Annotated in this window: 12 protein-coding genes; 6 read left to right on the top strand and 6 right to left on the bottom strand. The window is 59.8% G+C overall.

All coding sequences use genetic code 11. The features are described from left to right. From IH881_18480 to IH881_18490, 3 genes are all read right to left on the bottom strand, one after another. On the bottom strand, positions 1–257 hold a 257-nt coding region (locus IH881_18480), incomplete at its 3' end, for a hypothetical protein (protein ID MCH7869686.1). Between the two features lie 38 nt (positions 258–295). Beyond that, the gene (locus tag IH881_18485; GenBank protein MCH7869687.1) at positions 296–439 is read right to left on the bottom strand and encodes a fatty acid cis/trans isomerase; all 144 of its coding nucleotides are present in this window, start codon (positions 437–439) and stop codon (positions 296–298) included. Positions 440–819: 380 nt separating this feature from the next. After that, positions 820–1,227 carry a hypothetical protein gene (locus IH881_18490; protein ID MCH7869688.1) on the bottom strand — a complete coding sequence of 136 codons (408 nt, stop codon included), beginning with the start codon at positions 1,225–1,227 and terminating at the stop codon, positions 820–822. A 1,014-nt stretch (positions 1,228–2,241) separates the two neighbouring features. Here IH881_18490 and IH881_18495 point away from each other — a divergent pair. Then, the gene (locus tag IH881_18495; protein MCH7869689.1) at positions 2,242–3,714 is read left to right on the top strand and encodes a PAS domain S-box protein; all 1,473 of its coding nucleotides are present in this window, start codon (positions 2,242–2,244) and stop codon (positions 3,712–3,714) included. A 75-nt stretch (positions 3,715–3,789) separates the two neighbouring features. Then, the gene (locus IH881_18500; protein ID MCH7869690.1) at positions 3,790–4,428 is read left to right on the top strand and encodes a response regulator transcription factor; all 639 of its coding nucleotides are present in this window, start codon (positions 3,790–3,792) and stop codon (positions 4,426–4,428) included. Positions 4,429–4,708: 280 nt separating this feature from the next. Here the strand turns inward: IH881_18500 and IH881_18505 are convergent, their stop codons facing one another. Beyond that, positions 4,709–5,659 carry a mechanosensitive ion channel gene (locus IH881_18505; protein MCH7869691.1) on the bottom strand — a complete coding sequence of 317 codons (951 nt, stop codon included), beginning with the start codon at positions 5,657–5,659 and terminating at the stop codon, positions 4,709–4,711. A 481-nt stretch (positions 5,660–6,140) separates the two neighbouring features. Between IH881_18505 and IH881_18510 the strand changes: the two genes are divergently transcribed. The 3 genes from IH881_18510 (at position 6,141) to IH881_18520 (ending at position 8,540) form a co-directional block, all read left to right on the top strand. Beyond that, positions 6,141–7,013 (top strand): hypothetical protein, encoded by an 873-nt coding sequence (locus IH881_18510; protein MCH7869692.1) that lies wholly within the window; start codon positions 6,141–6,143, stop codon positions 7,011–7,013. Positions 7,014–7,711: 698 nt separating this feature from the next. Beyond that, positions 7,712–8,047, top strand: a complete 336-nt coding sequence (locus IH881_18515; GenBank protein ID MCH7869693.1) for a hypothetical protein — start codon at positions 7,712–7,714, stop codon at positions 8,045–8,047. A 37-nt stretch (positions 8,048–8,084) separates the two neighbouring features. Next, the gene (locus IH881_18520; protein MCH7869694.1) at positions 8,085–8,540 is read left to right on the top strand and encodes a hypothetical protein; all 456 of its coding nucleotides are present in this window, start codon (positions 8,085–8,087) and stop codon (positions 8,538–8,540) included. A gap of 520 nt (positions 8,541–9,060) precedes the next feature. On the opposite strand, the gene IH881_18525 is transcribed toward IH881_18520, so the two are convergent. Then, on the bottom strand, positions 9,061–9,657 hold the full coding sequence (locus IH881_18525; protein ID MCH7869695.1) for an MBL fold metallo-hydrolase: 597 nt from the start codon (positions 9,655–9,657) through the stop codon (positions 9,061–9,063). Positions 9,658–9,737: 80 nt separating this feature from the next. Here IH881_18525 and IH881_18530 point away from each other — a divergent pair, with 80 nt between their 5' ends. Next, a complete protein-coding gene (locus IH881_18530) occupies positions 9,738–11,270 on the top strand; it encodes a SagB/ThcOx family dehydrogenase (GenBank protein MCH7869696.1) in 1,533 nt (510 codons plus the stop codon). A 257-nt stretch (positions 11,271–11,527) separates the two neighbouring features. Here IH881_18530 and IH881_18535 read toward each other — a convergent pair. After that, on the bottom strand, positions 11,528–11,725 hold a 198-nt coding region (locus IH881_18535), incomplete at its 5' end, for a hypothetical protein (protein ID MCH7869697.1).

The following is an 11,725-nucleotide window of genomic DNA, read 5'->3' on the forward strand; positions in this document are numbered from 1 at the left end:
TATCGCACGCGCGTGCCTGCTACGAGCACGGCTCGGCAGTCCTCATCGTCGTTCGTGAAGTAGCGCAGCTCCAAATCCTTCTCACGTAGAGTTGCAGCTATAATGGGGCCATGCTTCTGCGCAGACTCAACTGCCAGCTCGATCCACACACCGGGAATTCCCAATGAATAGACACCCTTCTTGATACTGCACGCCGCCAACATGGTGAGCAGAAGCAGGACCAGCATGACTCCAGTCCAATGATTCCGATGCGACATGATCATTTCCCCTCGCTACTTGCGATTCGCGCCGACCCTCAGTCAGAATCACGAGCCACAGAGGAGTAGCGATTCAGGTCGTAGAGCCCAGCTTGCAGAGGTTCGGTCGCATTGAAGTGTGCCTGAAACCGGTCAAAGCTGGCCCAGAACTCATTGTTCGCCCGACCGTTCACCCTCTTCATTCCCCTATGCGCTCCGTCTTGGTCTCAGGATCCGCATCCAACCGGTCGGCCGCTTCTGCGTCTGTGAAATTGCAGTTCCAGCCGGACAGTTCCTGTCATGATAATGGCAGCAATTGACCGAGGGGATCTGGATGACGGAAGAACAGCGAGAGATCAGACGTAAGAAGAGAGTAATCGAGTACGCGGAGTCCAACGGGAACGTGAATCGGGCGTGCCGTCGCTTTGGGGTCGCAAGATCCACCTTCTACTCTATGGAAGGAGCGGTACCGCGACAAGGGAGACGAGAGTCTCAAGAGCCGACGCGTAGGAGAAGGCGGAAGTGATTCGGCGGGCGGGTAGGATTCAGGCCTGCGTGAGGGTGTATGGGTTGGAGATCCTGCTCAAGGCCAGTGGTTCATCTTGTGGTGGGCGCAGGCCGGGCAGAACGCCAGTCCGACTAGCGCGAGGTCTTCGCAGCCCGCCCAATTACAGGTCTGCGCCGACAGACCGCCGTACTTCTCGATCAGCTTTCCGATGATCTCCCGATCAGCAGTTTCAATTTCTTCTTGCGTGCGCCGCCAAAGTTGTTGCGCTTCAGGATCGCCGTTCGTATTCGCCGCGCACCACTGCAGCCAGAAATTGAAGTCACCCTCGGCATCGTCTTCGAAGACGGGTACCGGAGCTTGAAAGCCGTGCGCCCGAGCGTGCTCGACAAACTCGTTGGGTAGCACCAGCTCACGACAAGCGACGTAGTGGGCGAGTCCCTCGGGCCAGATCCAGACGCCGTCGCTCAGTTCGGCACAGCCCATCTCTCTCGTCGATCCCGCAGTCGAAGCGACACCACGAAAATCCCAGGTACTGGGCAACCGAGCGCCCCGAGCGAAGGTAGTGAAACATTGATTCGCGCAGCGATACGTCCCAGCGCGGATCCGTAAACTCCTGCGGGTTGTGCAGAGAACAGCCGTCGCTTCCGTCGTTCCAGTAACCGAGTGTGATGAGTTGCTGCGTTGAGGCCTCCGATCGGTAGCGAGAGCTTATCGACCAATCGCATGCGTCAGCTTGAGAAGGGCCCAGGCTGGCCCCGCAGCAATGCACTGAGATCCCACGGAGTCTTCGCACCCGCGAGTCAGCTCTGCTGACGAAGCGCTGGCGACAGTGTCGGCGGGGGGTCCAAGTGGCGAGAGGCGGTGATTCGGGATCGTTCGGATCCTCCGACTCCAGCCGCTCCCCCGTCACAAGAAGCGGGCTCCTTCTTTCGTCCGCGGTACTTGCCCTGGGCGAAGTGGATCGCGCGCGTGTTCGCGGCCGCGTGCCGGCTCCGCCGGCTAAGCGCTTGGGCAGCTCCGCTGCCCCGCGAATCGGAAGTTCTCGTGTGTCCCCTGTGCGGGGGTGCGGCCGAGGGAATCGCCGCCGCGCTGCTATAAATAGAAGGATCCAACCCTCGGTGATTCGGGCCCTCTTGAACTCGTTGGGCCTCTCTCCCCGGGCACCACCGGTCGCTCCCGCCCGACCCGCATCCCAGGTTGCGGCGGAATTCTCGCTTCCGTGTATTCGTTGCCTCATCCCGGGCTCGGTTTGGACACTTGCGCCTGGCGGCTGTGAGTGGAACGTCAGGGGGACGCTCTTGGGGCGATCTGGCAGAGAGCCCTCCGCAATTGGGCTTCCTCTACTATGCTGACGCCCTGATTCCTCGCTGATCTTGCACATGGATTTGGACTCAAGGTCGTCAATGCGTCCTAGTCGCTCGACTTCGAAACCGACACTCTCGGAAAACCCAGCTTCTTTGTCCTATTCTCGATGGATCAATGACAACAGGCGTGAACATGGAAGTCGAAGACGGGAAATTGCTGAAGCATGTATACCAGACGGCTCCCATCGGCCTGTGCGTTCTAGATACGGAACTTCGCTACCGGTACATCAATTATTGGCTCGCCTCGATCAACGGGCTTTCCGTGGAGGCGCACCTTGGCCGGAGGATCAGCGACGTGATTCCGGACGTATCCGCGGGGGTCGAGTCGCTACTCCGCCGCGTAATGGTGACCGGAGAGCCTGTGGTAGATGGCGCTGTCGAGGCGGAAACCCCGGCTATGCCGCATCAGAAGAGAATCTTTCAACACAGTTATGATGCAGTCATTTCCGAGGAAGGCATCGTGGTGGGAGTGAGTTGCGTTGTTCGGGACATCACCAGTCGCAAGCGAGCTGAAGATGCGCTGGTTGAAGCAAACAACCATCTCGAAGGTCGCATTCGAGTGCGGACCGAGAAGTTAGCCACAAGCGAAGAGCGTTTGCGGCGTCTGTTGGAATCGACCGACGTCGTCCCCTGGGAGGCCGACGCCAAGACTTGGCTGTTTACATATGTTGGTCCTCAAGCGGTTCCGTTCCTCGGATATCCGCTGGTTCAATGGTATGAAAAGGATTTCTGGATCGACCGTATTCACCCCGAAGACCGAGACTTCGCACTTGACTATTACCTCCGTTCCTCGCTGCGATGCGAAGATTTTGACTTTGACTACCGGATGGTTGCGTCGGATGGTCGCGTGATTTGGGTCCATAACGTGGTAAGTGTCGATGACACGGGAGGCATACCCCACACGCTGCGCGGCTTTATGGCCAACATTACGGAGCGCAAGTTGGCGCAGGATGCGGTGCAAGAGTTGAGCGGGCGACTAATCGAGGCACAGGAGAATGAGCGAGGCCGCATCGCCAGAGAGTTGCACGACAATCTGAGTCAGAAGCTAGCGCTGCTGGCGGTTGAACTGGAGCGAACCAGTCAGGACCCACCCGAATCCGCGAAGGCGATCAGTCAACGAATGCGGAAGCTGTTGGCAGTGGCCGACGAGCTATCCACAGATGTCCACAACCTTTCCCATGAGCTTCATCCCTCCAGTCTGGAGCATATTGGTCTGACCGTCGCGGTTCGGAGTTTCTGCAACACGTTGGCCGAGCATCACAACCTCAGGATCGAATTTTCCCATCATGGCGTCCCGGAGGCCGTTCCGAGCGATGTATCGATATGCATATACCGCATCGTGCAGGAATCCTTGCGTAACGTGCTGAAGCACAGCGGTGTGGCCGAAGCGCAAGTCGCGCTATTTGGAGACCGCAGTGAAATCCGTCTAACCGTTACAGACAAGGGGGTGGGATTTAACCCCAGCTTAGACCAACACAAATTAGGGCTCGGGTTGGTCAGCATGCGTGAGCGAGTGCATTTTATTGGGGGCAATATGTCAATTAAATCCGACCCATCAGGCGGTACGCGCGTTGACGTTCGGGTGCCGCTGCCTACGCCGATCTGATCGGAAGATGCTTTCACCGTTCGTTTTTTGAGACTATCCTGAAATCGTCGAACCCTTGGTGAACTGGAGGTCCCCATGACGCGCCCGCGTGTATTGCTGGCCGACGACCACGCCCTCCTGCTGGAGGCCTTCACCTCGCTACTCGAGCCTAGGTTCGACGTGGTGGGAACTGCGACCGATGGGCACGCGCTGGTGGCCGCCGCCCAGAAGTTCGAGCCCGACTTGATTGTGTTGGACATTGCTATGCCCCGGCTAGACGGCATGGAGGCCGGCCGAATAATCAAGCGGCTGCTGCCGGAGGTCGCGCTCATCTTCCTAACGGTGAACGAGGACGTAAATCTCGCCGCCGACGCCTTCCGCATGGGTGCGTCCGCATACCTGCTCAAGAAGTCCGCCGCCTCGGAGCTGTTTGCGGCAATTGAGCACGCCCTTGCGGGCGAGCGCTACGTGACCCCATTCGCAGCAAGGGGGATGACCCGATTTCACGAAAGGCCGAATTCGAACAAGAAAGCGCAGGAGCTAACCCCGCGTCAGCGAGAGGTACTCACACTCCTGGCGGAGGGCCACACCATGAGGGAAGCCGCAAGCGTGCTGCGACTTTCGACGAGAACAGTGGCCTTCCACAAGTATCAGATGATGAAGCGTCTCGGAATCGGAAACAGCGCTGAACTCGTCCACTATGCCATCAAACGCGGCATTGTGTCCATCGCTTGAGGCGACCCGACGCCGTGTTTGCCCAATTCCTTCGGACGCATTTACGGATTGGTAGTAGAAACGTAGACGGGTGGCGACTTCTTGCACCGAATGACCCTTCTCGGTGACCTGGCGGACGCCTTCATCCTTGAATTCTGGCGTGTATCGCTGATGACTCACTGGACTCCTCCGGCTGGCTCAATGCTAGCCTCCGAGGTGTCCACCGTTCCGGGTCAAGTCCACCGGCTTTTCCGGAGGCTGTGGCCTGCCCCGCTCGAGAGTCCGACCCGGGAGCGAGGATTCAGGAGCTTCCCTCGCGCACCGTGGGCTGGATTCGTATCTCGAGCGGCGAGGCGGTGTCCAGGTGGACGTCGCGCTGGGGGAACGCAACGACGATGCCGGCTTCGGTGAGCTTGTCGTTGATGGCGAGATTCAGGTCACTCGCGAGTTCCCAGCGGTTGGCGAGCGAACCGATGTAAGCGCGGGCCGTAATTTTGAGCGAGTTGTCACCAAACTCATCGAAGGTGACCAGGGGCTTCGGGTCGCGGAGCACTCGTTCGTTCTCTTCGAGAGCTTCTGAGATGAGCTTGAGGGACGTTCTCATATCGCTGCCATACTCCACGCCCACGTTGAGCACGATACGAATCACTTCGTCGCTGAGCGACCAGTTCAATACTCGGCCGGTAATGAACTCTTGATTCGGAACGAGCAGCTCCTGACGGTCCCAATTGGTAACGGTCGTAGCTCGAATCTGCATCCGGGTTACGACACCGCTGACGTCCCCGACCGTGACGATGTCACCCACGCGAATGGGACGTTCGACCAGGATGATCAAGCCGCTGATGAAGTTCGCGACGATCTCCTGTAGGCCGAATCCGATTCCGACGCCCAGGGCCGCCACCAACCACTGAATATTGTTCCAGTGAAAACCCACGGTGCCGGCCATTAGAGAGACACCGAGGATCAAGATGAAGTATCGAGCAAGAGTCGCGTACGCGAGGCGGCTCCCCGAGTCGGTCGTGCCGCGCAAGCGCAAGACGACTTCGAGCAAGGACGGCAGGGTGCGCACAGAGACGTAGGTCATGAGTCCATACAAGAGAGCGATCCCGAACTCGGCAAGAGTCACTGGGACTAGCTTCTCCTCGCCCGTCGTCCCCTCGAGGTACTCCCAGAGTGTCACGTCGCGCAGAATGGCCAGTGCCGGAAGCACGCTGGACCAGATCGCACTGAGCAGAACGATGCTTATCGCCAAGAGGCCTACGTTGAGCAACAGGCGCGTATCCTGGTCTGTTTCCCGTCAGCAGAACCTGGACTTCTGGACGCCCTAATCTAAGAGACACTTTACGGGGCCATGAATCCCAAGGAGAGTCTCGACAAGGGCAAGGACCCGGAAGCAATCCACCGAAGCCGCAGTGCGGGCAAATTGTCGCGGTTCGGGCCAGCCTCCATCCCTCGTTTTCCGCAAACTCACATGCCTAACTGCTCATCCCCGTTTTCCCGCAATGTCACCCTATATAAAGAATAGAGAGTGACATTTCGGGAAAGCACAGGGTAGGTAGACCCTGACATTACGGGAAAGCGGCGGTGGGGGGGCGTGGTGGGAGTCCATGCCCGACTCGAGAGCAGGCTTCGTGCCAGGGACAATCTTCGCTCCACAACCTAGGATCTGTCCGAGTCGGGACATCAGACGGGCCGCGAGCCCGCCCGGAGAGGCCCGGCCCGGAGGCGTCGAAATGAACCTGAAAGGCGAGCCCGCCCACGTTGGCCGATTCTGCGGTGCGAACGAATACGCGATCACCCAGGAGGTTGTGGACTTCTATCGTGACGCGCTCGACGATCGTGACGATCGCCATCCCGAGCTGGCACCGCCGCTCCTCCACCACTCCGAGTGCTACAAATTCGTCGGCGACTGGTATCTGAAGAATCTGTTTGGGAATCTGCACGCGCAGCAGGATTGGGAGTTCTTCTCACCGATCCGCGTCGGCAGCACGGTTCGGACCGTTTCCACGATCGTCGACCGCTACCAGAAGCGGGGACGAGACTATGTACTGAACGAGACCGATCTCTTCGACATCTCCGACGGGCGCTTGCTGGTGCGCGGCCGCACCTACCAGTCTTTCCTGCCTCCGCGTGATACGAAGCATGAAGATGGCTTCGTGGTGGATGACGAAACGGCGAAGAAGAAGCCCGAAACGAGCGCACGCCCACCCTTCCCGACTGCGACCGGTGCGGATCTCGACTCTGTGAAGAAGCACATCGACGCGCGTCGCTGCTGGATGTTCTCGGGACCCGGCGCCAATTACCACACGGACCGGGAGCAGGCAAAGAAGCTTGGCTTCCCGAATATCGTCGTGCAGGGAATGATGACGACGTGCTTCGTCTCAGAGGTGATGCAGAGGGCCTTTGGCATCGGTTGGCTCCAGGGTGGCCGCATGTCGCTCAAGCTGACCAATGTGCTCTGGGTCGACGAGGACGTGCAGGCCTTCGGCAGAGTGCTCAAGGAGACACCCGAGAGTGACGCGACGCGGGTGCACTGCGAGGTCTGGGTCGACAAGCCGGATGGAACGCGAGTGGCGCTGGGTACGGCGAGCGCGGTGCGCCACTGACCCGCCGCAACTGGCCCGCCTCCCCTCACAGCCGTGGATCGAGCCCGCGGAATAGACCTCGTCTGGAAGGAAATGGCGGCAATCCGAACTATCCACAGCACTACCATTTGGAGCGGAACCATCAGGGGCTCGACAACGAGTTGATCGAGAAACTAATCGACGCACCAAATTTGGGCGCAGTAGTCGAATGTCGAGAGAGGCTCGGCGGTGTCTTGAAATATTACCACCGGAGGGCCGCGTTATAGTGGGCCGAGTATTGGCACCATACGACCAGTATTTGTTGTTGTTTTCCAGAGTCCAAAACATTTGCCATAGCCCGCGAAGGTAGTTGCCTCGCGCGCCGTCATTATCCCGGCCGACTTCATGCCCTTTGGCCGGTTTTGGGGTGATCACTGAGGGCCCTCGGTGATCACCTATCTCCCTTCGAGCACGCGCGGATGTAGTACACTAGAACGATGTTCCAAATCCTTCAGTTGCCTGGCGTCGCCGCGGTCCAGCTGATTGTATTGGCTGCCGCCGCACTGTTGCCGGGGTGTGCGATGCTTCCAGAACTGCCCTTTCTCATTGATCATCCGCCGACGCAGTCCTCGCCCAGCCGGGAGGTCCCCCGAGCTCAGCCAACAGGGAATCCTCACTCAGACGAATGGCTGCAAGGGAGCGCTTTCGCGGACCTTCCTGTCCCACCGAATTTCGAGCTCATGTCCGATGAGTCCTACGTCTTTCTTCAGGGATCGATCCGCAGCGCTGATCTCAACTACATTGGGAATGCAATCGTCTCCGACGTGATCCGTTTCTACCAAAAGGAGATGCCGCCTCTCGGGTGGCACTTAGTGCGGTTCACGGGCATCAATATGAAGACCCTGTCGTACTCCAATGGGGTCGAGGTCTGCGAGATCATCCTCGAACGCCACTCGGAGCATTCCTCGGCGCCTGACGCGAGCGGCACCGAGGAGTGGCACGATGGAGTGTCGGCGGGGCCCGATGACACCCCCAAGCTTCAGACGCACCTTCACATCAAACTGCACGAGAGATAGGGCCCGCCCCGGGAGGCTTGCCATGTACCGGAGGTTGTTGATTTCGTCGATTGGCTGCGCGCTGGGATCCTGCATCTGGCTCACCGGCTGCGCTCTGCTAGAACAGAGCCCACCGCCAGCGCCGCCCCCTGACGTGGCTATGGCGCCACCGGCCCCCGAGCGGCCGGGTGCGCCTTGGCAGGACACTCGCTTCGAAGACATCCCGGTTCCGCCAGAGTTCGATCTCGACTACGACCATTCATACGTCGACATCAGTAACGGCGGCCGGCGGCGCATCGCAGATCTACGCTACACCGGAAGCCCCTCTCCGACGGAAGCCCTAGCCGGAATCCAGCGAGAAATGCTGCGCTCTGGGTGGAGCCTCGAGTCACTGAGCGGCGTCTCGATCAAGTCGCTTCGCTACTCGAAGTCCGGTGAACAGTGCGACATGATCATTCGAACGGCCGACGAGGGCGGAACGCTGATCGTCGTGAGGGTTCAGCCCGCACCTTGAGGGCTCTGCCTTTCGTTCCCGAACATGATGAGGGCGCAACCTCAGCTGCTCGCGTTGCGCGAAGACCCGCGTCCAGTTGCCGGCTCGATGGACGCCGCCGCAACTGGCCCGCCTCCCCTCGCTTTCCCGCAAACTCACATCCCCCACAACTCACTCCCCGTTTTCCCGCAATGTCACCCTATATAAAGAATAGAGAGTGATATTTCGGGAAAGCACGGGGTGGGGGTGCATGTGACTTTGCGGGAAAACAGGTGGCTGGTGGGGGTGACGTAGTGGAAAAGCTGGGCCCCGTGAAGTGTCTCTTGGAATAGACCGCTCAAATTTCCGAATCTTGCTGACGGGCTACAGGCGCGCACGACCAAGACCCTGGACTTCCCCCGCCTTTAGATACTTTGGTCAAGCGGGGGAAGTCCACCGATACTGCGGTCGGAGGAGTGTCATGGCGATGGAAGCGGGGAATCGAGGCATAGCGAAGCTACCGCACTCCGATCGGGGCGGCCGGATGTTCTGGGAACCAAACTCAAAAGCTGTCGACGAGTGCTTCGAGACGGCCGCGCGCGTCATTGGTGAGCGACACACCGTCACCGACGACGATCGCATCGAAGTCGAGTTTGAGCAGCACTCGCACGCTCTCCCGTAGTCGTTCCGGGTCGTCGATCACTTTGTCCGGCAACAGTGAGAGACTGCCGGGCGGATTTCCGATCAACACGTCTCCGACAATCAGGAGTCGCCGCTTCGGGTCGTGAAGTGCGATCTCTCCCGGGGACTTTCCGGGACACCCGATGACTGTAAAGGCGCCCAGGCGTTGCCCCGGCTTGAGATCTTCGTCGATTGCAATGCCCTGTCCGCGCGCGTGCTCGGCATCGGAGGGATGGATCGCGATCTTGGCCCCGGTACGCTCATGAATCTGGCGTGCCGCGCGGGTGTGGTTGCGGTTGGTGAGCAGGATGCGCGAGACGCCCTCACGGGCCAGCCGGCTGAGGATTTCTTCGCCGGGTTCCACCGGGTCGATGCAGAAATTTCCCGCTGGGTCGCGCACAAGGGTCCCATTGAAGTCATAACCGTGACGCTCGGACAGGACACCCCAACTGAATATGCCTGGCAGGATCTCGCGCATGGTCCGAGTGTACCTGATTCGTCTGGCATCTTGACGGGGGGCGGGGTTGTAAGAGAGAATCAATCGCAGGAGAACGGAAGATGGAGCGTTCTCGGGGTCGCGCCGCCCGCGCCTATCACGATGCCACCAAGCATTCCGAGCAGAGTCTGCACCGGAATCAACACTTCCTCGACTTTCAAAACCAGCCGCTGCCGTTCAAAATCTACGCCGGACTCAGATCGCAGCCGCTAGTCCGAGAGTGGACACCACAAGAGCTACCCGCCCTCGACGCCCTTAGGCTCGGAACGCAGCGCATTCAAACCAACCAACAGCAGCTTGACCGATCTACCCTCTCACGTGTGCTCTATCTCTGTGCAGGGATTACCAAGCACAAGCAGATCCCAGGCGGTGAGATGTACTTCCGGGCGGCTTCGAACACCGGGGCGCTGTATCACATTGATCTGTATCTCGTCTGTGCAGAGCTGGCGGACCTGGCAGCCGGCGTTTACCACTTCGCGCCGAACGACTTTGCCCTGCGCCAGCTCCGGACGGGCGACCAACGTGCGATTCTCGTTGCGGCCAGCGGGTCTGAGCCTGCGATCGCGAAGGCGACCGCGATTCTCGTCTCGGCTTCGACGTACTGGCGCAACGCCTGGAAGTACCAATCTCGAGCCTACCGGCACTGCTACTGGGATTCAGGCACCCTGCATGCCAACCTGTTGGCCGCCGCCACGATGGAGCAGCTACCTATCCAAATCGTGATGGGCTTTGCCGACGAAGCGGTCGAACAACTCCTCGGCCTCGACCCAGAGAGGGAAGCTGCGCTCACCTTGGTAGCGCTCGGCCAAACGCAAGCCCCCGCGGAAGCTGTTTCGAAGCCAGCGAATCTATCACTCGAAACGGAACGCCTCTCGAAGTCCGAGGTGGACTACCCGGCGATTCGCGAGATCCACGCAGCCTCGTCGTTGGCGACTGGGGCAGAAGCCGCCAGTTGGCGTCAGAGCGCCCCGGCGAGAACCCCGCCGACTCTGGCCGGGCGCCTCTTCCCGCTTTCGCCGGCGGCCGACGCGGATCTCCCTCGGGAGTCACTCGAGAGTGTCATACGCCGTCGCGGTTCCACCCGCATCTTCAATCGCGGGGCGTCGATCTCGCTGGCTCAACTCGCCACGGTGCTCGATCGTGGGAGTAGCCCCCTGCCTACCGACTTCGCGGGTCACGAGCCGGATGCTGGAATCGACCTGTATCTGATCGTGCACGCGGTCGAGGGACTTGCAAATGGCACGTATTTCTACCACCCCGCACGCGCTGCCCTGGAGCTTCTGCGTGAGGGAGACTTTCGGGATGTGGCGGGAAGGCTTGGCCTCTCCCAGGATCTTCCGGCCGATGCGGCGGTCAATGTCTACTGCCTTGTCGATCTCGAGCGCGTCTTCGAAGCTAAAGGCGATCGCGGCTACCGCTGCGCACAGCTCGAAGGCGGCATTCGAGGTGGATTGATGTACTTGGCGGCTTACGCACAGCGCTTCGGAGCAACCGGCCTCACGTTCTTGGACGACGAAGTCATCGAATTTTTCTCCCCGCACGCCGAGGGCAAGAGCGTGATGTTCCTCACCGCGCTGGGGCGTTCTGCCCGCTGAGTTTTTGGTTCACGGGATCGTCGCACCGGCTCCAGATGCGTCGTCGCATTTGAGAACCTGCCTTTCTTTCGATGCTTCTTCTGCAGCTTTCTGACGCACTTGCAGGGATGCGCTTTGTCAGGCTTTGCCAAGTTGGGTCGGTCCAGAACGCGCTGAGAGCGCCTCGGCTGCACCCCTCCCAGTTTCCTAAACCGTAGGTCAGAGGTTCGAATCCTCTCGGGGGCGCCATGGAAACCTTCACCAGGGACTTCCAAGCTTCAGTGCAGGCCTGCCGCGCCGAGCAAGGCAAGGACAATGTGGATGTTCTCGCTCGAAACGAAGGCGCTCATTGCCAGTTCGGCTCGCTTGAGTGAGAGCTTCGGATCCAGCTCTGCGGCTCGAAGAATTGCGCGGCCTGCCAGCTCGCTATTGTTGCAGCGGCTGGCCGTCGCTGCGAGGAAGGTCCACACCAGCGC

The organism is Myxococcales bacterium (assembly GCA_022563535.1).
GTDB lineage: Bacteria > Myxococcota_A > UBA9160 > UBA9160 > UBA4427 > DUBZ01.

Excerpts from the sequence above, each read along its gene's own strand:
- IH881_18495 (MCH7869689.1), top strand. The coding sequence starts at position 2,242 with ATGGAAGTCGAAGACGGGAAATTGCTGAAGCATGTATACCAGACGGCT.
- IH881_18510 (MCH7869692.1), top strand. The coding sequence starts at position 6,141 with ATGAACCTGAAAGGCGAGCCCGCCCACGTTGGCCGATTCTGCGGTGCG.
- IH881_18530 (MCH7869696.1), top strand. The coding sequence starts at position 9,738 with ATGGAGCGTTCTCGGGGTCGCGCCGCCCGCGCCTATCACGATGCCACC.
- IH881_18525 (MCH7869695.1), bottom strand. The coding sequence starts at position 9,657 with ATGCGCGAGATCCTGCCAGGCATATTCAGTTGGGGTGTCCTGTCCGAG.
- IH881_18485 (MCH7869687.1), bottom strand. The coding sequence starts at position 439 with ATGAAGAGGGTGAACGGTCGGGCGAACAATGAGTTCTGGGCCAGCTTT.
- IH881_18490 (MCH7869688.1), bottom strand. The coding sequence starts at position 1,227 with ATGGGCTGTGCCGAACTGAGCGACGGCGTCTGGATCTGGCCCGAGGGA.
- IH881_18500 (MCH7869690.1), top strand. The coding sequence starts at position 3,790 with ATGACGCGCCCGCGTGTATTGCTGGCCGACGACCACGCCCTCCTGCTG.
- IH881_18515 (MCH7869693.1), top strand. The coding sequence starts at position 7,712 with ATGTCCGATGAGTCCTACGTCTTTCTTCAGGGATCGATCCGCAGCGCT.